Source organism: Streptomyces sp. NPDC048361, from assembly GCF_040651795.1.
Taxonomy (GTDB): Bacteria; Actinomycetota; Actinomycetes; order Streptomycetales; family Streptomycetaceae; genus Streptomyces.
Genome location: NZ_JBEZKW010000015.1, coordinates 54521 through 78978, shown reverse-complemented (window position 1 = coordinate 78978; position 24458 = coordinate 54521). Strand labels below are relative to the sequence as shown.

24 protein-coding genes are annotated in these 24458 nt (G+C 71.1%); 18 read left to right on the top strand and 6 right to left on the bottom strand.

What is annotated here, in order from left to right:
• Positions 1–22: 22 nt before the first annotated feature.
• The 3 genes from AB0D31_RS11475 to AB0D31_RS11465 all read right to left on the bottom strand — a co-directional run bounded on the left by AB0D31_RS11475 (position 23) and on the right by AB0D31_RS11465 (position 2862).
• Positions 23–1036: an ElyC/SanA/YdcF family protein gene (locus AB0D31_RS11475; RefSeq protein WP_362720283.1), complete on the bottom strand. Its 1014-nt coding sequence runs from the start codon at positions 1034–1036 to the stop codon at positions 23–25.
• Between the two features lie 126 nt (positions 1037–1162).
• Complete coding sequence (locus AB0D31_RS11470; protein ID WP_362720280.1) at positions 1163–1549, bottom strand: hypothetical protein; 387 nt, start codon at positions 1547–1549, stop codon at positions 1163–1165.
• Between the two features lie 101 nt (positions 1550–1650).
• Complete coding sequence (locus tag AB0D31_RS11465; protein ID WP_362720277.1) at positions 1651–2862, bottom strand: pyridoxal phosphate-dependent aminotransferase; 1212 nt, start codon at positions 2860–2862, stop codon at positions 1651–1653.
• A 394-nt stretch (positions 2863–3256) separates the two neighbouring features.
• On the opposite strand from AB0D31_RS11465, the gene AB0D31_RS11460 reads away from it, so the two are divergent.
• Positions 3257–3595: an alkyl sulfatase dimerization domain-containing protein gene (locus AB0D31_RS11460; protein WP_362720274.1), complete on the top strand. Its 339-nt coding sequence runs from the start codon at positions 3257–3259 to the stop codon at positions 3593–3595.
• Here AB0D31_RS11460 and AB0D31_RS11455 read toward each other — a convergent pair.
• Complete coding sequence (locus AB0D31_RS11455; RefSeq protein WP_362720271.1) at positions 3525–5150, bottom strand: D-aminoacylase; 1626 nt, start codon at positions 5148–5150, stop codon at positions 3525–3527. The two genes, AB0D31_RS11460 and AB0D31_RS11455, sit on opposite strands and share 71 nt — an antisense overlap.
• A gap of 424 nt (positions 5151–5574) precedes the next feature.
• Positions 5575–6885: an amino acid deaminase gene (locus tag AB0D31_RS11450; protein WP_362720269.1), complete on the bottom strand. Its 1311-nt coding sequence runs from the start codon at positions 6883–6885 to the stop codon at positions 5575–5577.
• Positions 6886–7021: 136 nt separating this feature from the next.
• Between AB0D31_RS11450 and AB0D31_RS11445 the strand changes: the two genes are divergently transcribed.
• From AB0D31_RS11445 to AB0D31_RS11425, 5 genes are all read left to right on the top strand, one after another.
• Positions 7022–8080 carry a sugar kinase gene (locus AB0D31_RS11445; RefSeq protein WP_362720266.1) on the top strand — a complete coding sequence of 353 codons (1059 nt, stop codon included), beginning with the start codon at positions 7022–7024 and terminating at the stop codon, positions 8078–8080.
• The gene (locus AB0D31_RS11440; protein ID WP_362720263.1) at positions 8077–8859 is read left to right on the top strand and encodes an IclR family transcriptional regulator; all 783 of its coding nucleotides are present in this window, start codon (positions 8077–8079) and stop codon (positions 8857–8859) included. The genes AB0D31_RS11445 and AB0D31_RS11440 overlap by 4 nt, the downstream gene beginning before the upstream one ends.
• The gene (locus AB0D31_RS11435) at positions 8849–9262 is read left to right on the top strand and encodes a RidA family protein (RefSeq protein ID WP_362720261.1); all 414 of its coding nucleotides are present in this window, start codon (positions 8849–8851) and stop codon (positions 9260–9262) included. The genes AB0D31_RS11440 and AB0D31_RS11435 overlap by 11 nt, the downstream gene beginning before the upstream one ends.
• 123 nt (positions 9263–9385) lie before the next feature.
• The gene (locus tag AB0D31_RS11430) at positions 9386–10864 is read left to right on the top strand and encodes a gluconate:H+ symporter (protein ID WP_362720258.1); all 1479 of its coding nucleotides are present in this window, start codon (positions 9386–9388) and stop codon (positions 10862–10864) included.
• A gap of 153 nt (positions 10865–11017) precedes the next feature.
• Entirely contained in the window at positions 11018–11869 is an 852-nt protein-coding gene (locus AB0D31_RS11425; protein ID WP_362720256.1) for a serine protease, read from the top strand.
• Positions 11870–11942: 73 nt separating this feature from the next.
• Here AB0D31_RS11425 and AB0D31_RS11420 read toward each other — a convergent pair whose 3' ends face one another.
• Complete coding sequence (locus tag AB0D31_RS11420) at positions 11943–13643, bottom strand: glycoside hydrolase family 18 protein (RefSeq protein WP_362720253.1); 1701 nt, start codon at positions 13641–13643, stop codon at positions 11943–11945.
• 420 nt (positions 13644–14063) lie between these two features.
• Here AB0D31_RS11420 and AB0D31_RS11415 point away from each other — a divergent pair, with 420 nt between their 5' ends.
• From AB0D31_RS11415 to AB0D31_RS11360, 12 genes are all read left to right on the top strand, one after another.
• Positions 14064–14999, top strand: a complete 936-nt coding sequence (locus AB0D31_RS11415) for a hypothetical protein (RefSeq protein ID WP_362720251.1) — start codon at positions 14064–14066, stop codon at positions 14997–14999.
• Positions 15000–15069: 70 nt separating this feature from the next.
• The gene (cpaB, locus tag AB0D31_RS11410; RefSeq protein ID WP_362720248.1) at positions 15070–15777 is read left to right on the top strand and encodes a Flp pilus assembly protein CpaB; all 708 of its coding nucleotides are present in this window, start codon (positions 15070–15072) and stop codon (positions 15775–15777) included.
• Between the two features lie 7 nt (positions 15778–15784).
• Positions 15785–17023 (top strand): P-loop NTPase, encoded by a 1239-nt coding sequence (locus AB0D31_RS11405; protein WP_362720245.1) that lies wholly within the window; start codon positions 15785–15787, stop codon positions 17021–17023.
• The gene (locus AB0D31_RS11400; RefSeq protein WP_362720242.1) at positions 17023–17445 is read left to right on the top strand and encodes a TadE/TadG family type IV pilus assembly protein; all 423 of its coding nucleotides are present in this window, start codon (positions 17023–17025) and stop codon (positions 17443–17445) included. Before AB0D31_RS11405 ends, AB0D31_RS11400 begins: the two co-directional genes overlap by 1 nt.
• Before the next feature lie 3 nt (positions 17446–17448).
• Entirely contained in the window at positions 17449–17847 is a 399-nt protein-coding gene (locus AB0D31_RS11395; RefSeq protein ID WP_362720239.1) for a TadE/TadG family type IV pilus assembly protein, read from the top strand.
• Positions 17848–17871: 24 nt separating this feature from the next.
• Complete coding sequence (locus tag AB0D31_RS11390; protein ID WP_362720236.1) at positions 17872–19209, top strand: CpaF family protein; 1338 nt, start codon at positions 17872–17874, stop codon at positions 19207–19209.
• Positions 19210–19319: 110 nt separating this feature from the next.
• On the top strand, positions 19320–20255 hold the full coding sequence (locus tag AB0D31_RS11385; RefSeq protein ID WP_362720233.1) for a type II secretion system F family protein: 936 nt from the start codon (positions 19320–19322) through the stop codon (positions 20253–20255).
• Positions 20256–20303: 48 nt separating this feature from the next.
• Positions 20304–21197: a DUF5936 domain-containing protein gene (locus AB0D31_RS11380; protein ID WP_362720231.1), complete on the top strand. Its 894-nt coding sequence runs from the start codon at positions 20304–20306 to the stop codon at positions 21195–21197.
• A 35-nt stretch (positions 21198–21232) separates the two neighbouring features.
• A complete protein-coding gene (locus AB0D31_RS11375; protein WP_362720228.1) occupies positions 21233–22519 on the top strand; it encodes a histidine kinase in 1287 nt (428 codons plus the stop codon).
• A gap of 23 nt (positions 22520–22542) precedes the next feature.
• Positions 22543–23472, top strand: coding sequence for a response regulator transcription factor (locus AB0D31_RS11370; protein WP_362720226.1), 930 nt, complete (start codon positions 22543–22545; stop codon positions 23470–23472).
• A gap of 110 nt (positions 23473–23582) precedes the next feature.
• Positions 23583–23837 carry a hypothetical protein gene (locus AB0D31_RS11365; RefSeq protein WP_362720224.1) on the top strand — a complete coding sequence of 85 codons (255 nt, stop codon included), beginning with the start codon at positions 23583–23585 and terminating at the stop codon, positions 23835–23837.
• Positions 23834–24451 carry a pilus assembly protein TadG-related protein gene (locus AB0D31_RS11360; protein ID WP_362720438.1) on the top strand — a complete coding sequence of 206 codons (618 nt, stop codon included), beginning with the start codon at positions 23834–23836 and terminating at the stop codon, positions 24449–24451. Before AB0D31_RS11365 ends, AB0D31_RS11360 begins: the two co-directional genes overlap by 4 nt.
• The last annotated feature ends 7 nt before the right edge of the window (positions 24452–24458 follow it).

Below are 24458 nucleotides of genomic sequence, written 5' to 3'. Positions count from 1 at the left end.
TTTCGCGGTCGCAGGCCCGGGCTCAGCTCATCAGCCAGGCCCCCGCTCCCAGCGCGGCCAGCACGGCCACGACCGTCAGATTGATGTGCTTGTGCGCGAGGAAGACCGCCGCGAACTCGCGGAGCGTCGCACTGGGCCAGAAGTACGCCGCCGTGGCCGCCCCCACGACCTGCCCGTCGACGCCGGTGGCGCGGGCCGTCAGCGCCGCCCGGAACGCGTGGTAGTTGTTGGTCACGATGACGCAGGTGTAGTCGGGCGACCCGGCGGACATCAGCTCCGCGCTGTAGCGCAGGTTCTCCTCGGTCGTACGGGAGCGGTCCTCGCGCAGGATGTACTCGGCGGGGACACCCCGCGCGGCCAGATACTCGGCCATCGCGTGCGCTTCGGGCACCTGCTCGTCGGAGCCCTTGCCGCCCGACACGATGATCAACGGGCTGTTGCCGCGCGCGAGTTGGGCGTCGTACACCCGTCGCGCGCGGTCGAGCCGGCTGGCGAGCAGCGGCGGCACCTGGTCGCCTTCGGCCAGCCCGCAGCCGAGGACGACCACGTAGTCGAGGTTCTTGCGCGGCTGGAGGCGCCCGTACAGGAAGGCGTAGGCGATGAAGCAGAAGAACAGGAACGACACATAGCCGACGATCAGGGTGAGGGTGACGCCGGCGATCGCCAGGGTGCGGGAGCCGCTCGCCACGGCGGTGATGAGCAGGGCCACGAGGCCGAGGATGCCGAGGCCGGCCAGGAGGGAGAGCAGGTTGGCCGGGCTGCGGCCCTCCCGGCGGATCATCTTCACGCCGTTGGCGAGCAGCAGGAACGGCAGCGTGCACGCGCCGAGCACCGGCACCAGGAGCAGCGCCACCGTGGCCCACTTGAGGACCGGATGCGCGGGGCCGGTCGTGTCGTCGACCAGGACGAGCAGGGCGAGGGTCAGGAAGACGACGGCGAGGCCGAGGTAGACGGCGTTGCTGAAGCGGCGGCGGTCACGCAGCACGCCGATGCCGAACAGGACGAGGAACAGAGCCGCGAGGGCATAGGCGAACACGCCCACATGGTAGGCACGAGGGGGCAGTCGTGCGGGGGCTGGGCCTGGCCCAGCCCCCGCACACCATCAGGGGCACCCGGTCCGCGGACCTCCGCGGCTCGCGGACCGGGGCCGATCAGGGGCCGCTCAGGAGGCGGCGGTGAGAGCGGCGGCCGCTGCGTGGGCGTCCATGCGCTCCGCGGCCAGGATCGCCGACGCGGTGTCCGCGCGCGAGGCGGCGACGACCAGGGCGCGGCCCGCGAGCGCGTGCGCGCGGGTGTGCAGGGCGTCGGAGCCGGCGCCGCTGAGCCCGGCGTGGCGCACCGGAGGGAGGCCGCCGCGCAGCCGGGCGACCTGGCGGGCGATGGCGTCGCCGGCCTCGGTGAGCCCCAGCTCGTCGGTGACGGCGAGCAGCGCGGAGAGGTGGCCGGCCAGCTGGATGTCCAGCTCGTCCTCGCGGGAGCGGTGCGGGATGCGTTCGCTGTCGGCGGCCATCGTGCGGTGGACCGACTTGGCGCGGATCGGCTCGTACATGGGAATGGCCTCCTGAACGTTTCAGGAAGCCATCCTAGCTTAGATTCTGTCTAAAGTTGAGCCCGTCCCAGCGTGCGATCGAGGTCCGCCGGGGCGGGCTGCTACATCTGGCTGTAGCCGTCGAGGAACTTCCCGATCCGCGTCACCGCGTCCGCCAGATCCTTCGCGGCCGGCAGCGTCACGATGCGGAAGTGGTCGGGCTCGGGCCAGTTGAAGCCGGAGCCGTGCACCACCATGATCTTCTCGGCCCTGAGCAGGTCGAGGACCATCTGCCGGTCGTCCTTGACCTTGTAGACGTCCGGGTCGAGACGCGGGAACAGATACAGCGCGCCCTTCGGCTTCACACAGGTCACGCCGGGGATCTGCGTCAGCAGATCGTACGCCGTGTCGCGCTGCTCCAGGAGGCGGCCGCCCGGCAGCACCAGCTGCTCGATCGACTGCCGGCCGCCGAGCGCGGTCGCCACCGCGTGCTGGGACGGCATGTTCGCGCACAGGCGCATGTTGGCGAGGATGGTCAGGCCCTCGATGTACGAGGACGCGTGGGCCTTCGGCCCGCACACCGCGAGCCAGCCCGAGCGGTAGCCGGCCACCCGGTAGTTCTTCGAGAGCCCGTTGAAGGTGAGCACCATCAGGTCGGGGGCGATCACCGCGGTCGGGGTGTGGGTGGCGCCGTCGAACAGGATGCGGTCATAGATCTCGTCCGAGCAGACCACCAGGTTGTGGCGGCGGGCGATCTCGGTGAGGCCGCGCAGCATCTCGTCGTCGTACACCGCACCCGTCGGGTTGTTCGGGTTGATGATGACGATGGCCTTGGTGCGGTCGGTGACCTTGCGCTCGATGTCGGCGAGGTCCGGCATCCAGTCGGCCTGCTCGTCGCAGCGGTAGTGCACGGCGGTGCCGCCCGCGAGGGAGACGGAGGCCGTCCACAGCGGGTAGTCCGGCGCCGGCACGAGCACCTCGTCGCCGTCGTCGAGCAGCGCCTGCATCGACATCTGGATCAGCTCCGAGACGCCGTTGCCGATGTAGACGTCCTCGACGCCGAGCTCGATGCCCTTGGTCTGGTAGTGCTGCATCACCGCGCGGCGCGCGGACAGCAGGCCCTTCGCGTCGCCGTAGCCGTGCGCGCCCGACAGATTGCGGAGGATGTCCTCCAGGATCTCGGGCGGGCACTCGAAGCCGAACGCCGCGGGGTTGCCGGTGTTCAGCTTGAGGATGCGGTGGCCCTGCGCTTCGAGGCGCATCGCCTCTTCGAGCACCGGGCCCCGGATCTCGTAACAGACATTCGCGAGCTTCGTCGACTGGATCACCTGCATGACGGCCACCTTACGGGCGCGTTTCGCGGCGTGCGGCGTGTTTTGGGGCCGCTCGGGTGGGGGAGAGGGCGCCGGTCGTCCCTGCTTCCCTTGCCCCGGCTTCCATCGCAATGTGGCGGGGATGGGTGGGGCGGGGGGAGTGGGGGTTGGGGGGTGGGCTGGGCTTGGAATGCGGGTGCGGCCGGCCGGGGGTGAGATCTTCCCCACCCCGCGCCCGCCCCGCGCCCGCCGTGGCCCGGCCGTTCGGTACGGAGTGCCCGACAGGGGCGCGGGGAGCGCGACGCGGATTGAGCCACGTCCGGCCCGGCGGTGTTGTGCCGGGGCGCGGGGTGTTCCTAGCGTCCTGTGCGCGGCCGCACGTCCGTCGCTCCGTACGCACCTGGAGGCAGTGGCCATGACCGTGACCGACCGGCCCCATGGACGGCTGCGCTGGCGGAGGCTGCTCGCCGCCGCGCGGCGGGAGTACGACGCCCCCGCTCCCCACTACGACAAGGTGATCGAGCTGCTCGACCAGGTGGTGGGCTCCGCCGGGCCCGGCGCCGCGCGGCGCAGCGCCAAGGCCCTGCAGGCCCTCGCTCTCACCCAGCTCGCCTACTCGGCCGAGTACGGCCCGCTGCGTACCGTCTATCTGACGGCGGCGCGCGAACTGGCGACGGGACCCGTCAGCGGGCCGCGCCCGTCCGCCGCACCGAGCGGCCCGCCAGGACGTCGGTCCGCTTTCCGTCCTCGATGACGAACTTGCCGTCGATCAGGACGTATGGGATGCCGACGGGCAGGGTGCGCGGGGCCGCGAAGGTGGAGCCCGCGGCGACGGTGTCCGGGTCGAACAGGACGAGGTCCGCGCGGTAGCCCTCGCGGACCAGACCCCGGTCGGGCAGCCGCAGACGTGCGGCCGGGCGCGCGGTGAGATGGGCGACGGTCTCTTCGAGCGACAGGACACCCAACTCCCGTGCGTAGTGCCCGAGATAGTGCGGGAACGTGCCGTAGGCGCGCGGATGCGGCTTGACTCCCTGGAGGATGCCGTCGCTGCCACCGGTGTGCACGGGGTGGCGCATGATGGCCCGCACGTTCTCCTCGTGGCCGACGTGCTGGAGAATCGTGGAGCCCAGCTCGTCGTCGACGAGCAGCCGGCGCGCGGTGGCCCAGGGCGTCTCGCCGCGCAGGGCGGCCGTCTCGGCCACCGTCCTGCCGACGCAGTCGCCGAGCGCGGGGTGGCTCACGCCGGAGATCTCGATGGTGTTCCAGTCGATGGGCACGCCGTGACAGCCGTCCGCTCCGATCACCTCCATGTGGTGCCGGACGCGCTCGGCGCTCCCGTCGTCGCGGAGCCGCGCCAGAATGGCCTCGGGCCCGCCCTTACTGGCCCAACTGGGCAGCATCGCCACGAGTGTTGTGCAGCCGGGGGTGTACGGGTACGTGTCGAGCGAAATGTCGGCGCCGGCGGCGAGGGCGCCGTCGAGCAGGGCGAGCAGCTCGGGCGCGCGGCCCTCGTTCACGTCGAAGTTCATCGTGGCGTGGGCGAGATGGAGGGCACAGCCGGCGTCCTGGGTGAGCCGCGTCATCTCCTCGTACGCTGCGAGGGCGCCGGCGCCGTAGGAGCGGTGGTGGGGGCAGTAGTAGCCGTCGTACCGGGCGACGACCCGGCACAGCTCGGTGAGCTCGGCGTCGGTGGCGTACATGCCCGGCGTGTAGGTGAGCCCCGAGGACATGCCGACGGCGCCCTGCTCCATCCCCTCGGCGACCAACTGCCGCATGTGGTCGAGCTGTTGGGGCGTGGCGGGGCGGTCGTCCCATCCGACGGCGTACATCCGTACGGTGCCCTGCGGGACGAGGTAGGCGGCGTTGACCGCGATGCCGCGGTCGAGGCGGTCGAGGTACTCGCCCACGGTGCGCCAGTCGAAGTCGATGTCGCTTCCGTCGCCGTTCCACCCGGTGATGGCGCGGCGGACCTCGGCCAGTGTGCGGTCGTCGACGGGTGCGTAGGAGAGCCCGTCCTGGCCGAGCACCTCCAGGGTGACGCCCTGAGCGGCCTTCGCGCTGTGGTCGGGGTCGCGCAGGAGGGCGAGGTCGGAGTGGGCGTGCATGTCGATGAACCCGGGGGCGAGGGCGAGCCCGCTCGCGTCCAGTACGCGGGTGTGCCGTGCGGTGCCGGTGCCGGTGCCGGTGAGTGAGGGGTCGCCCGGGCGTCTGATCTGGGCGATCCGGCCTTGGGTGAGGTGGATGTCGGCGCGGTAGGAGGGGGTGGCTGTGCCGTCGATGACGCGCGCGTCCCGGATGACCAGGTCCATGTGGCCTCTCTTGTCCTCTCTTGTGCGGTATGGCCTTTTGGGGGTGCCTTCCCCCCACCCCGCCCCTTCCCGAGACCCTCCGGGGGACTCGACGGGCTGCGCCCGCGACCCCTCCTTGCGCAGTTCCCCGCGCCCCTGGGACCCAGGTCCACTCTCGGGTGCGGCCCGGTGGGCGGCTGGCCGCGCAGTTCCCCGCGCCCCCAACTCCGCTTTCGGGTGCGGGCCCGTGCCGGGTCGCTCGCGCAGTTCCCCGCGCCCCTGGCGGGGTTTGCTTTTGGCATGCTGCCCCGTGGAGGCAGCCTCAGCCCGTCCGGCATTTGAGGACGAGCGCCCTCAAGGCGCGAACGGGGTCCGGGGCGGAGCCCCAGGGGGCTGGCACTCTCAAGTAGCCGCACGGGCGGGTGGGTAGGAGGGGCAGCCGGGGCTAGAAGAGCGTGTGGATGTAGTCCGCGACCGACCCGTCCCGCTCGACCAGGGGAATGAGCCCCCACTTGTCGAACACCGTGCACGGATGCGAAAGCCCCATCCCCACCCAGTCCCCGACGGCCAGCGAAACCCCCGGCTCCGTACGAACCCACCCGTGCTGATCGGAGAGCCCGGTCACGGAGATCCCCGAGGCCGCCCGGACCTCCCCCGTCACCGCGTCCCGCACCACCTGCGCCTCGGGCAGATCGAGGTCGTACGACGCATCCCGCTTGCCCGCGTTGACGAAGGCCTGCTCCGGAGAGGGCCGGGAGACGACCTGGGCCCAGAGCCGGAACGCCGGCTGGAGGGCGCCCTCGGACGGCACCCGATTGAACGGCGTCAGCTTCCGGTAGTGCCCGTCGTCGTGCGAGACGTACGCCCCGGACCGCAGCAACTTCAGTACGGGGAGCGACAGTTCGGGTACGGCCGCGAAGACGTCCGCGACCGTGTCGAACCACGCGGAGCCCCCCGCGCTGAGCACGATCTCGTCGACCCCGAGCCCGCCGAGCCCGCCGAGCCCGCCGAACCGCCCCGCCTTGTCGAAATCGACCACCAGCGAGACCAGCCGGGTGAGGTAATCACGGACCCGCTCGGGGTCGGCGCGCGGGACTTCGCCCTCGTACCCGGCGACCCCCACGAGCCGCAGCGTCGACGTGGCGGCCACCGCGTCGGCGACCTCCGCGCACTGCGCCCCCGTACGCACCCCGGTGCGCGCGCCGTCGCCCGCGGCGAGCTCCACCACCACGTCCACCCGGCGGGCGCAGCCGCCCCGCAGCGCCTCGTCCATCAGCTCGACGCCGCGTACGGAGTCGACGTAACAGATGAAGCGGAACGCCGGGTCGCGCTCCAGCTCGCCGGCGATCCAGCGCAGCGCCGCCGCGTCGACGAGCTCGTTGGCGAGGAAGATCCGCTCGACCCCGAACGCCCGCGCCACGCGCACCTGGTGGGGGACCGCGAGGGTGATGCCCCAGGCGCCGCGCTCGATCTGGCGGGCGAAGAGCTGCGGCGCCATCGAGGTCTTGCCGTGCGGCGCGAACGCCAGGCCGTGGCGTTCCGCGTACGTCTCCAGGAGGGCGAGGTTGTGGTCGAGCGACTCCGCGGACAGCGCGAGGACCGGTGTGGTGAAGCCGCCGGTGAACAGGTTGCGCCGCTGCGCGGCGAGCTCGGCGATGGTGAGGCCCTCCGCGTCCGGTGGCAGCCCCTTGAAGCGGTGGTCGACGCGTTCGGCGCCCAGCGCCGCAAGCCTGTCTTCGCGATCGGTGGCTGCCACGGAAGCCTCACCCTCCTCGGGAACGGCGTTGCAACATCTGCAACACCCATTGCGTATATCGCTTAAAGCTGTCTAACATCCGGGCCAACGCCGGGTCAATGACCGGCCCCGGCCGCCCAGCAGCGAGGAGCCAGCAGTGACCACCGGATCGTCAGCCGCCGCGGACCGCGTCGACACCCCCGTCGACGTGGTCTGCCTCGGCGAGTCCATGGTCACCTTCCTGCCCTCCCGGGCGGGCCGCCTCGCCGATGTTCCCGCCTTCGACCGGACCATCGGCGGCGCCGAGTCCAATGTGGCCTGCGCGCTCGCCGCCGCCGGGCATCGCGCCCGATGGGTCAGCCGGGTCGGCGCCGACGGCTTCGGCGACCACCTGGTCGAGGCGATCGGCTCGTACGGCGTCGATGTGCGCGCGGTGCGCCGCGACCCCGACCGCCCCACCGGCATCTACTTCCGTACCGCCGACGACCGGGCGGCCGAGGGGCACGAGGTGCTCTACTACCGCGCCGGGTCCGCCGCGTCCGCGATGTCACCGGCGACCGTGCCGTACCGGGACCTGTGGGCGGGGCGCGTCCTGCACCTGTCCGGGATCACCGCGGCACTCTCCGGCGACTGCCTCGCCCTGATGCGCGACCTCGTGGCACGCCGCTCCGGCCGCCCCCTCGTCTCCTTCGACGTCAACTACCGCCCGGGGCTGTGGCGGGACGCGGCCGGGCCGCGCGTCCTGCTCGACCTCGCCCGCGGCGCGGACATCGTCTTCGTCGGCGAGGACGAGGCCGAGGTCGCGTGGGGTCTGCGCGGTGTGGCGGCCGTGCGGGCGGCGTTGCCCGAGCCGCCGGTGCTCGTGGTCAAGCAGGGCGCGGCGGGCGCGACGGTGTTCGCCCGCGACACGTACGCCGACGACCCGGCCGGGTGCTTCGCGCCCCCGCCCAGCGTCGACGTCGTCGCACCCGTCGGCGCGGGCGACGCCTTCGCCGCCGGGTTCCTCTCCGCGACCCTGCGCGACCTGTCCGTACGTGACCGCATCCGGCACGGCCACCTCATGGCCGCCGCCGTGCTCACCGTGCCCGGCGACCTCACCCAGCCACCGGCCCGCGCACACGCCGACCGGCTCGTCGCCCTGGACGACACCGCCTGGGGGAGACTTCGTCTCGGCCCCGGGTGGACGGGGGACGACCAGGAGGTACGTACGTCATGAGCCAGACCGTCGACCGGGCGCTGAGCATCCTGCCGCTGCTCGCGCAGGGCCCCGCCGACCTCGGGCAGGTCGCCGACCGGCTCGGGGTGCACAAGTCCACTGCGCTGCGGCTGCTGCGCACCCTGCACGAGCACGGCCTCGTCTACCGCCAGGAGGACCAGCGCTACCGGCTCGGCGCCCGCCTCTTCGCGCTCGCCCAGGAAGCGGTCGAGAACCTGGACGTGCGCGAGATCGCCCACCCGCACCTGGTCGCGCTGAACGAGCGGATCGGGCACACCGTCCACCTCGCCGTGCACGAGGAGGGCGAGGTCCTCTACATCGACAAGGTCGAGAGCCGCTACCCGGTGCGGATGTACTCCCGCATCGGCAAGCCCGTCGCCATCACCGTGGCGGCCGTGGCCAAGCTGCTCCTCGCCGACCTTCCGGAGGCCGAGCGCCGCGCCGTCGCGGAGAAGCTCGACTACCCCACCTACACGCCCCGTTCGACACCCAGCGCCGCCGCCTTCCTCAAGGAGCTGGCGACGGTGCGCGAACAGGGCTGGGCCACCGATCTCGGTGGCCACGAGGAGTCCATCAACTGCATCGGGGCCCCCATCCACGGTGCGGACGGCCGTGTCGTCGCCGCCATGTCGGTGTCCGCACCGAACGTCGTCGTCACCGCCGAGGAACTCCTCACTCTGCTTCCCCAGGTGCGCCGCACCGCGGAAGCCATCAGCCGCGAGTACTCCGGCACCGCACCCAACACCCCACCCGCACAAGGACGTTCCGATGACCGCTAAGACCGCCATCACCCCGGCCACGCACACCACCCCGCCCGCCAAGTTCTCGCACGGCGTGAGGAAGGGCAACATTCTTCAGGTCGCGGGCCAGGTCGGCTTCCTTCCGGCCGTCGAGGGCCAGGCCCCGACCCCGGCAGGCCCCACCCTGCGCGAGCAGACCCTCCAGACCTTCGCCAACGTCAAGGCGATCCTGGAGGAGGGCGGCGCGAGCTGGGACGACGTGATGATGATGCGCGTCTACCTCACCGACGTGGACCACTTCGCGGAGATGAACGAGATCTACAACGCGTACTTCGAGGAGCAGGGCCTCAAGGCCCCCGCCGCCGCCCGCACCACCGTGTACGTCGGCCTCCCGGCCGGTCTCCTCATCGAGATCGACGCCCTCGCGGTGCTGGACGCCTAGTTCCTTGCCGCCCTTAGTTCGACCGCTCGACCCGCCGCACGGTGCGGCGCCCCGGACCGCCGGGGCGCCGTGCCGCGGTCCTCCCTGCCCTGGAACCCCCCTGCTTGACAACGGAGTTGGCACATGTTGTTCCACGCTGTCGCGGCCGCCGCCTCACCACCCCCCGTCCACACGGGCGGCATCCTGCCGCTGATCGGCGGCACCGCCGGTCTGCTGACCGTCGCCGTCCTCGGCATCGCGCTCCTCCTCTTCCTGATCATCAAGGTCAGACTCCAGCCCTTCGTGGCGCTGCTCGCGGTCTCCATAGCCGTCGGCCTCGGCGCCGGGCTCTCCGTCACCGAGCTGTTCGGAACCGTCCAGAAGTCCGCCGCCGTCTCGGTCATCGAGTCCGGCATGGGCGGCATCCTCGGCCATGTGGCGATCATCATCGGGCTCGGTACGATGCTCGGCGCGATCCTCGAAGTCAGCGGCGGCGCCGAGGTGTTGAGCGGCCGGCTGCTCCTCCTGTTCGGTGAGAAGCGCGCGCCGCTCGCGATGGGCCTGACCGGCCTGATCTTCGGTATCCCGGTCTTCTTCGACGTCGGCATCTTCGTCCTCGCGCCGATCGTGTACGCGGCCGCCAAGAGGTCCGGCAAGTCGATCCTGCTCTACTGCATGCCGCTGCTCGCCGGCCTGTCGATGACCCACGCCTTCCTGCCGCCGCACCCCGGCCCGGTCGCCGCGGCCGGCCTCTTCCACGTCTCGCTCGGCTGGGTCATCCTGATGGGCGCCCTCGTGGGCATCCCCTCCGTCCTCGCCGCCTGGGGCTACGCCGCCTGGATCGGCAAGCGCATCTTCGTCGAGGTCCCGCAGGACATGGTCGAGGCCGCCGAGGAGGCGAAGGCCGCCGTCGCCGCCGAACAGGAGGCGTCCGGGGTCACCCCGCGCGAGGAGCCGGTGTCGCTGGGCGCGGTGCTCGCCATCATCGGCACCCCGCTGGTCCTGATCCTGGCCGCCACGTTCTCCTCGATCGCCCTGGACCCCTCCACCCTGCGGTCGGTCCTGGAGTTCTTCGGCAACCCCTTCGTGGCCCTGACCATCGCCCTCGTCCTCGCCTACTACCTGCTCGGCATCCGGCGCGGCTGGTCCCGCAAGTCACTTGAGCTGGTGTCGACCTCCTCGCTCAAGCCGGTCGGCAACATCCTGCTCGTGGTCGGCGCGGGCGGTATCTTCGGGGCGGTCCTGAAGGCCTCCGGCATCGCGGACGCGCTCGCCACCACCTTCCACAACGTGGGCCTGCCGGTCATTCTCCTCGCCTGGCTGATCTCGGTCGTCCTGCGCGTCGCCCAGGGCTCGGCGACGGTCGCGATCGTCACCACGGCCGGCATCGTGGTCCCGCTGGTGGAGGGCTCCGGCTACTCCCAGGCCCATCTGGCGCTGATCATCATGGCGATCTCGGCGGGCTCCATCTTCGCCTCGCACGTCAACGACGGCGGTTTCTGGATGGTCGCCAAGTACTTCGGCATCACCGAGCGCGACACCCTGAAATCCTGGACGGTCCTGGAGTCGGTCCTGTCGGTGGCCGGGTTCGCGGTGGCGGCCCTGCTCAGCCTGGTGATCTAGCTCCAGTTCCCCCCTCCGCCCCCGCGACGGGGCCGACCGTCGGCGATCAACTGCGCTCGCCTACTTGTCGGTTGGGGCGGTGCACCCAAGAATGGCGGTGCCCATGACAAGCCGAAAGATCTTCGGAACCGTCATTCAGAGGGGAACCCCCACATGAAGAAGCCTCTCGTCGGCGCGCTGCTCGGCCTGCTCCTCGTCGGAGCCTCCGCAGCCCCGGCCCTGGCCGCACCGACGGCGACGTCCGCCAAGCCGACCGCCAAGCCCACCGTCAAGGCGGTCACCTTCGCCGGCACGGTGGCGCTGAGCAACTGCTCCGGCTCCGTGGTCCGTACGCCCAGCTCGCAGCCGACCGACCCCGCGCTCGTGCTCTCCAACGGCCACTGCCTGGAGACCGGATTCCCCGCCGCCGGCGAGGTCATCACCGACCAGCCGTCGTCCCGGTCGTTCTCGCTCCTGAACGCCGCCGGCTCCAAGGTCGCCACCCTGCGCGCCAGCAAGGTCTCGTACGCCACGATGACCGACACGGACATATCGATCTACCAGCTCAACACGACCTACGCCAAGATCCAGAGCCAGTACGGGATCAGCGCGCTCACCCTCAACGATGCGCACCCGACGCAGGGTTCGGCCATCAAGGTCGTCTCGGGGTACTGGAAGCGCACGTACAGCTGCAACGTCGACGGCTTCGTCTACCGTCTGAAGGAGGGCGACTGGACCTGGAAGGACTCCGTCCGCTACACCTCGTCCTGCAACACCATCGGCGGCACCTCGGGCTCCCCGGTGATCGACACGACCACCGGCAAGGTCGTCGCCGTCAACAACACCGGTAACGAGGACGGCGAGCGCTGCACGGAGAACAACCCGTGCGAGGTCGACCAGAACGGCAACGTCACCGTCCGCCAGGGCATCAACTACGCCGAGGAGACGTACATCATCGTCCCCTGCATCGGCGCCGGCAACAAGATCGACCTGAGCCGCGCGGGCTGCACCCTGCCCAAGCCGTAACGGTCCGGACGGCACACGGCGGCGGCGCCTCCCGGGGGAGCGGGGGGCGCCGCCGTCGTGCGGGGTCACCGGATTACGGCAGGGCGTGGACGTGCGGCCCGACCGCGTTCGACCAGGCGTTGCCGGACTTGGCGTCCCAGTTGGTGGACCAGGTCATCGCGCCGCGCAGGGTCGGATAGGTCTTGGACGGCTTGAAGGTGCCGCAGCTCGTGCCCTTGGTCAGGCAGTCGAGCGCCGCGTTCACCACGGACGGCGAGACGTAACCGCTGCCCGCGCCCGACGTGGAGGCCGGCACACCGAGACCGACCTGCGAGGGGTCGAGGCCGCCCTGGAGCTGGATGCAGGCGAGCGCGGTCAGGAAGTCGACCGTGCCCTGGGAGTAGACGTTGCCGTCACAGCCGTTCATCGAACCGCTGTTGTAGTACTGCATGTTGACGACGGTCAGGATGTCCTTGATGTTGAGGGCCGTCTTGAAGTACTCGTTGGACGGGGACTGCATGTCGATGGTCTGCGGGGCCATCGTGATGACGGTCTTGGCGCCGCCCTTCGCCGCGATCGATTTCAACGCCTGCGTCATATAGGTGGAGTTGAGGCCGTTCTCCAGGTCGATGTCGACGCCGTCGAAGCCGTAGGTCTGCATCAGCGAGTAGACCGAGGTGGCGAAGTTGTTCGCCGAGGCGGAGTCGCTGACGGAGATCGTGCCGTTCTGGCCGCCGATCGAGATGACCACCGACTTGCCGGCCGCGTGCTTGGCGGCGATGTCCGCCTTGAACTGGTCGACGGTGTAGCCGCCGAGGCCGGCCGAGTCGAGCGTGAAGCTGACCGCGCCCGGCGTGGTCGTGGCGTCCGCGAAGGCCACCGCGATGATGTCGTAGTTCGCCGGCACATCACTGATCTTCTGGACGGTGGCGCCGTTGTTGAAGTTCTGCCAGTAGCCCGTCACCGCGTGCTTGGGCACGGTGCCGCCGCCACTCGGCGGGTTGCCGCCGGACGCCGAGGTGGTGCCGGTCACCGCCGCCGACTTCGCGGACTCGCCCGCCGCGTTGGTCGCGGTTACCTGGAACTGGTACGAGGTCGACGCGCTCAGCCCGGTCACGGTCGCCGAACTGCCCGTCACCGACTGCACCTTGGCGCCGCCCTGGTAGACGTTGTACCCCCTCGCGCCGGACACCGCGCCCCACGACAGGTTCACCGAGGACGAGCTCACCGAGCCGACCGCCAGCGAGCCGGGTGCCGCCGGAACGGTCGGGGCCGGGTCGCCGCCCCCGCCGCCGTCGGGCCCGTACACGGAGATGTCGTCGGCGTAGTACGCCGGCTGTCCGTACCAGCCGTGCGTGTAGATCTGCACCGAGGTGGTCGAGGCGCCGGTCTTGAAGGTGGTGGTCAGCTGGGCGTAGCCGCTGCCGGTGCCGGGTGTCCAGGTCGAGACGTCGGTGGTGCCGGTGCCGCTCGCGCCGAGGTAGACGTAACTGCCCTGCACCCAGGCGCTCAGTGTGTACGTCGAGTTGGGCTGGACGGCGACGGTCTGCGCACACTGGGCGTTGTCGGACCCTGCGGGGGTGGCCTTGAGGGCGGCGGTTCCGCCGTGCACCGGGGAGGACACGGTGGCGCCGCTGCCGCCGGAGCAGGTCCAGTTGCCGAGGCCCGACTCGAACCCGGCGTTCTTGGCGTTGTTGACGTCCGCCGCCTGGGCGGTGCCGGAGAGTCCGGCTATGGACAGGGCGCCGGCCGCGGCCACGGCCAGGCCCAGCCTTGCATGTCTCGCACGGTTCACGTGCTGCCTCCGGGAGGGGAGTGGGGAGGGTGGGACGGGGGATGGGGGTGGGCGCCCTGGTCGCACAACATGGTCCAGACCAATTGGGTTGTCAAGACTTCGCGCGGCGTCCGGTGGGCGGACGCCGCCGCGCCCGGCTCCGTCGGCCGATCGCCGTCCACACAAGGGCAGGGATCAATTCAGGCCGTGGAAGTGGCCGACTCCGCACGCAACTGCTGCCCCACTGGTACCAAATCCAGCCGCGGGGGCACACAGGAAAGGAGAAGACGGTTCTCCCGCCCGTATGTCGTGGATAAAGTGCTGAGGCAGGTGGGAAACGCAGTGATCAGTTGCGGTCGTGGGGGCGCGCAGGGGCTCTCCCGGCCGAGGGAACCGGGGGCCGCAGGTGGCGACCGCGATCAGTGAACGGGGGCCCGCGCCATGCCGACCGCGATAGCTGTCACCAGCCCCGATCTGGTGCTGGCGCCGACCGATCCACAGACGCCGCTCGCGGCGCTGCTCCAGTCGCCGCAAGCCCAGCCGCTCGATTCCGCGCTCGCCGACATGAGTCGTCTCCTGGAACAGCACGGTTACGTCGTCGCCTGTTATCCGGCGTCCCTTTCCGCCGCCCATGAACGCCGCCTGCACACCGTTCGCTCACTGCTGGAAACCGACCGGATCACGCTGATCAAATCCTCCCTGCCGCCGCTCGGACTCGCCGTTCTGGTACGCCAGTTGAGGCAGCTGTCCGTCTGCGACTTCAGTCCCGGCGTCATCGCATCGGCGGCCCGGCTGCTCTCGCACTACATCCACGCGGGCGCCGTCCTCAACTCGGTGACCCGCCTGGAACGCATCCCGGTCGGCCTCACCGCGCACGCCAGGTCGTGGATGCCCGGCAGCCAGTTCGCGGTGCTCGCCAACCCGCAGCCCCAGCTCATGAAGGTCGGCTCGGCGGGCACGCTCGCCGGGCCCGACTTCGCCAGTCACCTCCTGGTGGCCAAGGGCGCCGTGGGCGCCGACTGGGTCACCGCCACCCTCGCCCCCGCCTGGCAGGCCGGCGCCGTGCAGGAGGCCGCACCGCCCGCCGACTCGGCCGCCTGGTGGGGCACCGGCAAGCTCACCGAGTTCGTCGCCTACCTGCCCGACATCACGGTCCTCTACCAGCTCGTCGCCTCCGTACGGCGCGAACAGTGCCGCTGGTGCGCCATGGAGCTCATCGGCGACCGGTGCGGATTCTGCTGCTCGCAGCAGCCGCCCGACGAGGAGCCCGCCACCGCCTACGGCGCCCCCGCGCTCGACCCCGTCCCGCCCTCCGCCTACCGGGCCAGGCCCCTCACCCGGGCCGAACGCCGCCGCGCCATCGCCCCGGGCCCGTGACGCCCACCCGCTTCAGAAGCCCGCCACTTGCCCGCTCCGCCCCACGTCAGCGAACGAGGTCGTACGGTCGATGAACTCCCGCCAGCGCCGCGGCATCATCCTTCTCCTCCTCTCGGCCCTGTGCGCCCTCGGCGCCTTCGCCGGGGTGTTCACGGTGATCAGCGACGTGGACTCCAAGGTGGGCCCCGAGGTCACGGCGTACAAGCTCAAGGACGACATAGACGCCTACGCGACGCTGACGTCCGGCCAGTTCGAGAAGACGAGCATGCCCAAACGCTGGCTCTCCCAGGGTGCCGTCACCGACCTCTCCGACGTCATCGGCAAGATGGCCGCCACCCACCTCACCAAGGGCTCACTCCTCCAGGACGGCATGTTCACCGACCGGCCCCAACTCAAGCCCGGTGAACAGGAGATCGCCATCATGATCGACGCGGCGACCGGGGTCGCCGGAAAGATCAACGGCAACGACAGCGTCAACATCTTCGCCACGTTCGCCGCCACCAAGCAGGGCGACACCCCCGAGTCCAAGCTCATCGTCGCGAACGCCCGGGTGATCCAGGTCGGCGCCGTCCAGGCCCTCACCCCGAGCGCGTCCGACAAGAACCAGACCACCCAGGCCGTCCCGATCACCTTCGCCCTCAGCACCCTCGACGCCCAGCGGGTCGCCTACGCCGAGTCGTTCGCCACCCATGTCCGCCTCGCGCTCGTCGGCCGCGGCAACGGTGACACCACGATTCCGCCCGGTGACCGCACATACCGGCTCGAAAAGGACCAGTGAGGCGCGGATGACCACTCGCATCCTTCCGGCCGTCGCCGACGCGGACGCCGCCCGATCCGTCACCACCCTGCTCAGCCAGCTCCCCGACGCCGAACCCGCCATGCCCGTCGGCGACTCGACGCAGCTCCTCGACACTCTGGCCCGGCTCGCGGCCGAATCCCTCGACGAACTCCCCGAGGTCGTCCTCGTCCATGAACGCATCGGCCCGGTCCCCGCCCTGGAGCTGATCCGCGAGGTCGCGCTCCGATTCCCCGCCGTCGGCGTCGTCCTGATCTCCTCCGACGCCGGTCCCGCCGTCTTCTCCGCCGCCATGGACTCCGGCGCCCGCGGCCTGGTGGCGCTCCCCCTGTCCTACGAGGAGCTGGCGGTCCGAGTCCAAGCGGCGGCCCAGTGGTCCGCAGGCGTCCGCCGCCACCTCGGGGCGAGCCTCGACGTCTTCACCGGGCCCGGCGGCACCGTCATCACCGTCACCGGCGCCAAGGGCGGCGTCGGCACCACCCTCGTCGCCGTCCAACTCGCTCTCGCCGCCCGGGCGTCGGGCCGCACCACCGTCCTGCTCGACCTGGACCTCCAGGCCGGCGACGTCGCCTCCTACCTGGATGTCCAGTTCCGGCGCTCCATCGCCGACCTCGCCACCATCACCGACATCTCGCCACGCGTCCTCGCCGACGCCGTCTTCAACCACGAGAGCGGCCTCGCCCTGCTGCTCGCCCCCGGTGACGGCGAACGCGGCGAGGACGTCACCGACCGCGCCGCCCGCCAGATCATCGGCGCCCTGCGCACCCGGTACGAGGCCGTCGTCGTGGACTGCGGCACCCAGCTGACCGCCGCCAACGCCGCCGTGGTGGAGATGGCCGACATCGCGCTCCTCGTCACCACCCCGGACGTGGTCTCCGTACGCGGCGCCAAACGCACCGTACGGATGTGGGACCGGCTCCAGATCCGCAAGGCCGAGGAGACCACCACCGTCGTCAACCGGCACACCCGCAACACCGAGATCCAGCCGCCGCTCGTCCAGAAGATCACCGGCACCCGGGTCACCCAGACCTCTGTTCCGGCCCACTTCAAGGAGTTGCAGGCCGTCGTCGACGCGGGCCGGCTGCACGACCTGGACAGCCGGAGCACCATCAGGCAGGCCCTGTGGACGCTGGCCGGCGAGCTCGGCCTGCTCAAGGCCCCCGAGGGCAGGGCGAAGGCACGGGCCGCGCGCGGCTCCGGGCTCGTCCTGCGGCGCAGGGGCGGCTGATGAGCGGGGTGCGGGGAACGGCGTGCGTGCGGCGCGTACGGCAGCGGTCGCGGGTCGTCGAAAGCGAGCGGGACCGGGGGCAGACCGCCATCGAGTTCATCGGCGTGGTCCCGCTGATCCTGCTGCTGCTCGTCGCGCTGTGGCAGTGCGCCCTGGTCGGCTACACCTTCGTCCTCGCGGGCAACGCGGCGGACGAGGGGGCGCGGGCCGGCGCGGCGGCGGAGGGCGACGCGGCGGCGGCGTGCCACACGGCGGCCACACACGAGCTGCCGTCGTCCTTCGACGGCGATCCGGCCTGCCCCGCCGGTGCGAGCGGCGGAATGTACCGGGCCACCGTCACCCTCAAGGTCCCCGTGCTGATCCCGGGCGTCCTCAACGGCTTCCCCGTCACCGGCACCGCCGCCCATGTGAAGGAGCGCTGAGCCGTGCCCCTGCGCATCCGTACGCACCGAGAGCGCGACCGGGGTCAAGTCGCCCTGGAATACATCGGGTTCGTGGCCATCCTGCTGCTCGTCGGTCTTGCCGCGATCCAGCTCGGCGTCGCCGCGTACGCCGCGAATCAGGCGGGCACGGCGGCGCGGGCGGCGGCCCGCGCGGCCAGCCTGGACAAGCCGAGACCCGGCGAGCAGGCCCTGGACCCGGGGATCGCCGGCCGGGCCGCCGTCAGCGACTGGCTGAAGCCGGACGTCACATCCGCCGGGGGCGGCGGCGACTCGGTGGCCTACACCGCCACCCTCACCATCCCCAGCGTCATCCCCGGCATCAGCGACTTCGGCACCACGACCCGCACCTCCACCATGCCGAAGCTTCAGCCCCACACCTGACCCGAGACGACTGGAGACGAGCACATGAGTCTGCGGGCACGCATCGCCGCTCCCGAGGAGAGCGGCCCCGGGCGCGAGGACGGCCACCTGGTCGCCTCCTACCGGGCCAAGCTCCTGGAGGAGATCGACCTCGCGGAGATGTCGTCGCTCGCCGCCGCCGAGCGCCGGGCCCGCCTGGAACGGGTGCTCGGGCACATCATCAGCCGCGAGGGGCCGGTGCTCTCCACGTCCGAACGAGCCGGTCTGATCCGCCGGGTCGTCGACGAAGCACTCGGCCTCGGCATCCTGGAGCCGCTCCTCGAAGACGCGTCCATCACCGAGATCATGGTCAACGGCCCCGACCAGATCTTCGTCGAGCGCGGCGGACGCGTGGAGCAGCTCCCGCTGCGGTTCGCCTCGCACGAGCAGCTGATGCAGACGATCGAGCGGATCGTGTCGACCGTCAACCGCCGCGTGGACGAGTCGAACCCCATGGTCGACGCCCGCCTCCCGTCCGGCGAGCGCGTCAACGTGATCATCCCGCCGCTCTCCCTGACCGGCGCGACGCTCACCATCCGCCGCTTCCCCCGCTCGTTCACACTCCAGGAAATGATCACGTTCGGCTCGCTCGACGAGCACATGCTGCTGTTGCTCGCCGGGCTGGTGCAGGCCCGGTTCAACATCATCGTGTCGGGCGCCACCGGCACCGGCAAGACCACCCTCCTCAACGCCCTGTCCGGCCTGATCCCGCCGCACGAACGCATCATCACCATCGAGGACTCCGCCGAACTGCAGCTCCAGCAGGCCCACGTGATCCGCCTGGAGTCGCGGCCCCCCAACGTCGAGGGCAAGGGCCACATCTCCATCCGCGACCTCGTACGCAACTCACTGCGCATGCGCCCCGACCGGATCGTCGTCGGTGAGGTCCGTGGCGGCGAGTCGCTCGACATGCTCCAGGCGATGTCCACCGGCCACGACGGTTCCCTCGCCACCGTCCACGCCAACAGCGCCGAGGACGCCCTGATGCGGCTCCAGACGCTCGCCTCGATGTCGGAGGTGGAGGTCCCCTTCGAGGCGCTGCACGACCAGATCAACTCGGCCGTCGACGTCATCGTGCAGCTCACCCGGCACGCCGACGGCGCCCGCAAGATCACCGAGATCGCCATCCTCGAATCGCACGGCCGCGACCCGTACCGCATCACCACCGTCTGCCGCTTCGACGCCCAGCCGATGGCCGCCGACGGCCTCATCCACGGCCGCTTCCAGTACTTCCCGCTGCCCCGCCGCGTCGCCGACCGCCTCTACCTCGCCAACCAGCCGGTCCCGCAGGCGTACGGGGTCGCGTCCAGCACGGAACAACTCGCCGTACGCCACGCCAACTGAACCCCGGCCGCCGACCAGCGACGGACCGCCAGGGACCGCCCTCCACCGCCGGCCGCCGTCACGCCGACTGACACCGACCGCCGTCACGCCAACTGACAGGGAACGCGCAGATGAACCTCTCCTTCCTCACGCTCGGCGTCGCCCTGCTCGCCGGGGTGCTGGCGGTCCTGGGGCTGCGCTCCTACGCGGCGGGCCGCGCCCAGCGCGAAGCCCTCATCGACCGGCTCAGCAACCAGGGCGCCCAGGCGGTGGCCGGCCGGCACCGGCCGTTCGGGGCCGTGGACCGCCGACTGCGCGGCACGAAACTGGGCCGCCGTATCGAACTGAAGCTCGCCGCGACCGGCCTCGACCTCACACCCGGCGAGTTCTTCGTCTACATGCTGGCCGGAGTGGCCGCCCTGTGGCTGATCGCCGCGTCCGTGCTCGCCTCGTTCTTCGGCCCGCTCGCCGGCCTCGCAGGACTGTGGGCCGCCAACTCCTTCCTCAACTGGCAGCGCCAGAAACGCATCGAGCGTTTCATCAACCAGCTGCCCGAACTCTCCCGCATCCTCGCCAACGCCACCCAGGCCGGCCTCGCGCTGCGTACCGCCATCGCCATGGCGGCCGAGGAGATGGAGGCACCGGCGGGCGAGGAGCTGGCCCGGGTCACCGACCGGCTCGCCGTCGGCGAGTCCCTGGACGACGCGCTCGGCGAGATCGCGGACCGGCTGCCCTCGCGCGAACTGGTCGTTCTGGTCACGACGTTGGTCCTCGCCAACCGTGCAGGCGGCACCGTCGTCAGCTCGCTGCGCAACCTCACCACCACCCTGGAGGAGCGCAAGGAGACCCGGCGCGAGGTCCGCACGACGCTCGCCCAGGTGACGGTGACCGCGTACGCCGTGCCCGGCTTCGGCGTGGCCGCGCTGCTCATGCTGAACGCGGTGATGCCGGGCGCGCTCGACCGTATGACCGGCGCGTTCATCGGCCAGGCGGCGGTCCTGATCTCGATCGGCCTGTACGCCCTCGGGTTCTTCGTGGTCCGCCGCCTGTCCCGCATCGACGTATGAGCCCGCAACCGGGTCACCGGCAGCAGAGAAGAGGGGAGTGAGCGACACATGGGACTGCTCTTCGCGGCCCTGATGGGCCTGAGCGTGTACGGGATGTTCCTCGGCATCCGCATGTACCGGGCCGAGGTGAAGCTCCCGAGCGATCTCTCGGTGGCCCTGGAGGTCGGCGCGACCCGCACCACGGCCGTCGGCTCGGCCGTCGACCGGCTCGGCATGCGCTGGGCACCCGCCGTGCTGCGGATGATGGGCCCCGAGCGAGTGGGCAGGAAGCGCCGCCAGATCGACCTCGCGGGCAACCCCGGCGGCCTCACCGTCGACCGGTACGCGGCGCGCCGCGCGGTGTACGGCGCGCTCGGCGCCGCGGCCGCGCTGATCATGCTGCTCGAAGGGCACTGGATCGTCGCCCTGGTGATGGTGGCGTTCGCCCTGTTCTGGGTGGAGGTCGGCATCTGGTCGGCGGTCCGGGTCCGCCGCGACCACATCGAACGCACCCTGCCCGACTTCCTCGACGTCCTCGCCGTCGTGGTCAGCGCGGGCCTCGGCTTCCGCCAGGCGCTCGACCGGGTCGCCGACAAGTACGAGGGGCCCTGGGCGGACGAGCTGCGCATCACCCTGCGTCAGATGGATATGGGCGTCAGCCGTCGCCAGGCCTTCGAGGAGCTGCGCAAACGCAACGACTCCGAGCAGGTCGCGATGTTCGTGACCGCGCTCCAGCAGGGCGAGGAGCTGGGCGCGCCCATCGTCGAGACGCTGATAGCGATCGCCGCCGACATGCGCCGCACCGACGCGCAGAACGCCCGCCGCAAGGCGGCCCGCGCCGTCCCCAAAGCCACCTTCGCCGTGACGACCTTCCTGCTGCCGGGCACACTGATCCTGCTCAGCGTCGGCTTCGTGTACGGCGCGAACCTCGATTTCGGCGGCTTCCTCGGAGGCCCGAAATGACCCTCCAACTGGCCGCCGGAACACGGGGGTTGAGCATGCCGAGTCTGCGCGGGACGGCGCCGGCCGCGCCGCCCCCCACCCTCACCCTCCAGATCAACGCGCTCCAGGCGATGTGCCGCCAGGTGTTCGGCTTCCGCCTCGCGATGATCGCCATAGGTGCCCCCTTCGCGCTGGCCGGCGCCGCACACGGGGCACCGGGACTGCTCGTGGGCGCGGCGGTCCTGGTCACGTTCATGGGCTCGTACGTCCTGTTCCGCGACTGGGAGCGGTTCGGCCCGCTGCTCCTGAACCACCCCTGGCTGCTTGCGGTGGACGCCGTGTTCGGCGCCCTGCTCCTGATCACGGCGACCCCCGAGTCCCCCCTCGGCTACGTCACCATCTGCACCCCGCTGCTCGCAGGCCTGGTCTACGGCTGGCGCGGCGCGGGCGTCTTCGCGGGCCTCCAGGTCGCGATCCTGACCCTGGTGTACGCGACGGGCCCCCGGCACCAACTCGACGACACCTCGGCCCTGTTGCTGCCGGGGTTCTGTGTGATCGTCGGCGCGATCGGGGTGACCATCCGCAACCTCCTGTTCCGGTTCGGCGCCGCGAGCCAGGCCCTCACCGAGACCCGGGCCCGGCTTGCCGTGCACGACGCGGTGGAGGAGGAACGGGCGCGTCTGGCCCGGGACATGCACGACTCGGTGGCCAAGACCCTGCACGGTCTGGCTCTCGCGGCGGACGGCCTGGCCGCGTCCGCCGACCGCATGGACCCGGCCGCCGTCCGTGACCGGGCCGCCCTGGTGGCACGCGCCGCGCGCCGCGCGGCCGCGGAGTCCCGGGAGCTGCTCGGCGACCTGCGCCGCACGCAGGGCGAAGTGGACCTCCTGCCCGAACTGGCCGCCCTGGTGGCCGACTTCACGGCTCGCACCGGCATGCGGACGGAGTGGAGGGCGCTCGGGACCGGACCGTCCCCGACGCTCCCGGCGGGGGTGGCCCGCCAGCTACTGACGATCGCGAGCGAGGCCCTGGACAACGCCCACCGGCACGCGGGGCCGGCGAGGGTGGCGGTGTCGGCCGGGGTGATCGAGGAGGCGGGGATCCCCGGCGGCGGGACCGGGTTCCGCCTCCGCATCCTGGACGACGGCCGGGGCCTGCCGCCCGGCACCACCCTGGACGCCCTGAAACGTACGGGACACTTCGGCCTGGTCGGCATGGTGGAGCGGGCCGCGACGATGGGCGCGCGCATCAGGATCGGCCGGGGTACGGCGTCGACGGGCACGGAGGTACGTATCGAACTCCCGTTGCCCGACAGGCATGGGCCGGGCGGCGCGAAGCCATGAACCCCTGGACAGGAGGTGCCGCCATGCCCGACGCGACCCCACACCCCCACCCACACCCGGCCCGGGGTTCGGCCCCGGGTTCGGCCCCGGGCTCGGCTGTGCACCCGGCCCCGGGTTCGGCCCAGCAGCCGGCTCCGCACGCAGCGCCGCATCCGCACCCGCATCCGCTCCGGCCGCCGCGCGTTCCGCTTCGCGTGCTCGTCGCGGACGACAACCCGGTCGTACGGGCGGGCCTGGCGGCGCTGCTGCACGGCCGCCACGACATCGAGGTGGCGGCGGAGGCAGCCGACGGCAACGAGGCGTACGAGGCCGCGGTACACCACCGCCCGGACGTGATCCTGCTGGACGTCCGCATGCCGGGCGTCGACGGCATGACCGCCCTTCCGCACCTGGTGCGTCTCGCTCCGGTCATGATGCTGACGTACAGCAGAGAGAGCGAGATCGTACGAGCGGCGCTGCGCCTGGGCGCCGGGGGCTACCTGGTCCACGGCGAGTTCACGGCGGACGAACTGGTCGCGGCGGTACGGGGGATGAGGGAGGGGAGGGCCGCGTTCACCGCCACGGCGGCGAACGCCCTGCTGGCCCATGTCCGCGAGCACCCGCCGCCGACCGCGTCGCCGGGCCCGCCGCCGGTCCTGCCGCCGCCCCTCGGCCCGGATCCGCTCTCCATCATTTCCGCACAATCCCTTTCGCAACTGCAACCGGTTGTGGCACAGTCTTCAACTGCACGGCGGGCAGCGCCCATGCGCAACAGGAAAGATTCCAGGCTGAGTTCACGGGAGGCCGAGGTGATGGAGTTGATCGCTGCGGGCATGAGCAATCAGCAAATCGCGGCCACGTGCTTCATCAGCGAGAAGACGGTCAAGAACCACATCAACCGCATCTTCGCCAAGCTGCACGCGGCGACGCGCAGCGAGGCGATCGCGTGCTGGCTGGGGGCAGGCCATGCGTAACCCCCGTATTTGGGCCCGCATTTGGGCCCCTGGGCCCTCGGCGCAGACCCGGACCCCGGCTTACGTTCCCGCTGACGTACGCGATGCCGTAACCGGAGGAGAGCCGCGAGATGCCGCAGGACACGCTGCTGAAGACCGCCGTCGCTGCGCAGATGCGGGCGAGCGGGTGGAGGGACACGGCCATCGACCGCGTTCGACGCCGGTATGCGGCGGGGGGGCGGGATCGGGGGCAGACGTCGTTCGAGTATCTGGGGATCATTTTGGTGGTGGTGGCGATCATCGCGGGGATCATGGCCACGGGGATCGGGAACAAGATTACCGATCGCATCAAGGACCAGATCGACCAGGTCAAAGCCGGCGGCTGAGCGCAAACTTACGCCAGGACCGAGGGCAGGCTTTCCCCATCTACGTGGTGATGGTGGCGGGCCTGCTCTTTCTTGCGTTCGCGTTCTTCGCTGTCGGACAGGCCTCGGCGACCCGCAACGGGGCGCAGGGGGCGGCCGACTCGGCGGCGCTGGCCGCTGCGCAGCGGGCGCGGGAAGAGCTGGGGCCGAGGGTGATGTTGGCGCTCACGACTCCCGGCGGTCTCGACAACCTCTTCACGGACGGCGTCGTCCTCGCGGATGCACGCGCCGAGGCCGCGAACTTCGCAGCGAAGAACCATGCCGACCTGCTGACTTTGGACCCTCGCCCCGGAGGAGTCGGCAAATTCACCTTCAAGGCAAGCGTTCAAACCAAGTACACGGTGGGCAAATCGGTGATCCCAGGCACTGAGCAGGACCATGGCACCGCCACCGCCACCGCGATGATCGAACTACGGTGTGGTCTGCCGCCCGATGGCGGCGTCGGTGCCAGTCCGACACCGGCGCCCACGTCGACGCCGCCACCTCCAGTCACGATCACGTGTGACGGTCAGGACTTGCCCGTCGACCCCGTGCCCGATGTGGAGAAGCTTTTCAGCGTGAAATTGGTCGACTGACAGCGAG

Excerpts from the sequence above, each read along its gene's own strand:
- AB0D31_RS11470 (WP_362720280.1), bottom strand. The coding sequence starts at position 1,549 with ATGTACGAGCCGATCCGCGCCAAGTCGGTCCACCGCACGATGGCCGCC.
- AB0D31_RS11465 (WP_362720277.1), bottom strand. The coding sequence starts at position 2,862 with ATGCAGGTGATCCAGTCGACGAAGCTCGCGAATGTCTGTTACGAGATC.
- AB0D31_RS11460 (WP_362720274.1), top strand. The coding sequence starts at position 3,257 with ATGACCGTGACCGACCGGCCCCATGGACGGCTGCGCTGGCGGAGGCTG.
- AB0D31_RS11455 (WP_362720271.1), bottom strand. The coding sequence starts at position 5,150 with ATGGACCTGGTCATCCGGGACGCGCGCGTCATCGACGGCACAGCCACC.
- AB0D31_RS11440 (WP_362720263.1), top strand. The coding sequence starts at position 8,077 with ATGAGCCAGACCGTCGACCGGGCGCTGAGCATCCTGCCGCTGCTCGCG.
- AB0D31_RS11435 (WP_362720261.1), top strand. The coding sequence starts at position 8,849 with ATGACCGCTAAGACCGCCATCACCCCGGCCACGCACACCACCCCGCCC.
- AB0D31_RS11430 (WP_362720258.1), top strand. The coding sequence starts at position 9,386 with ATGTTGTTCCACGCTGTCGCGGCCGCCGCCTCACCACCCCCCGTCCAC.
- AB0D31_RS11425 (WP_362720256.1), top strand. The coding sequence starts at position 11,018 with ATGAAGAAGCCTCTCGTCGGCGCGCTGCTCGGCCTGCTCCTCGTCGGA.
- AB0D31_RS11415 (WP_362720251.1), top strand. The coding sequence starts at position 14,064 with ATGCCGACCGCGATAGCTGTCACCAGCCCCGATCTGGTGCTGGCGCCG.
- cpaB (WP_362720248.1), top strand. The coding sequence starts at position 15,070 with ATGAACTCCCGCCAGCGCCGCGGCATCATCCTTCTCCTCCTCTCGGCC.
- AB0D31_RS11405 (WP_362720245.1), top strand. The coding sequence starts at position 15,785 with ATGACCACTCGCATCCTTCCGGCCGTCGCCGACGCGGACGCCGCCCGA.
- AB0D31_RS11400 (WP_362720242.1), top strand. The coding sequence starts at position 17,023 with ATGAGCGGGGTGCGGGGAACGGCGTGCGTGCGGCGCGTACGGCAGCGG.
- AB0D31_RS11390 (WP_362720236.1), top strand. The coding sequence starts at position 17,872 with ATGAGTCTGCGGGCACGCATCGCCGCTCCCGAGGAGAGCGGCCCCGGG.
- AB0D31_RS11385 (WP_362720233.1), top strand. The coding sequence starts at position 19,320 with ATGAACCTCTCCTTCCTCACGCTCGGCGTCGCCCTGCTCGCCGGGGTG.
- AB0D31_RS11380 (WP_362720231.1), top strand. The coding sequence starts at position 20,304 with ATGGGACTGCTCTTCGCGGCCCTGATGGGCCTGAGCGTGTACGGGATG.
- AB0D31_RS11375 (WP_362720228.1), top strand. The coding sequence starts at position 21,233 with ATGCCGAGTCTGCGCGGGACGGCGCCGGCCGCGCCGCCCCCCACCCTC.
- AB0D31_RS11370 (WP_362720226.1), top strand. The coding sequence starts at position 22,543 with ATGCCCGACGCGACCCCACACCCCCACCCACACCCGGCCCGGGGTTCG.
- AB0D31_RS11365 (WP_362720224.1), top strand. The coding sequence starts at position 23,583 with ATGCCGCAGGACACGCTGCTGAAGACCGCCGTCGCTGCGCAGATGCGG.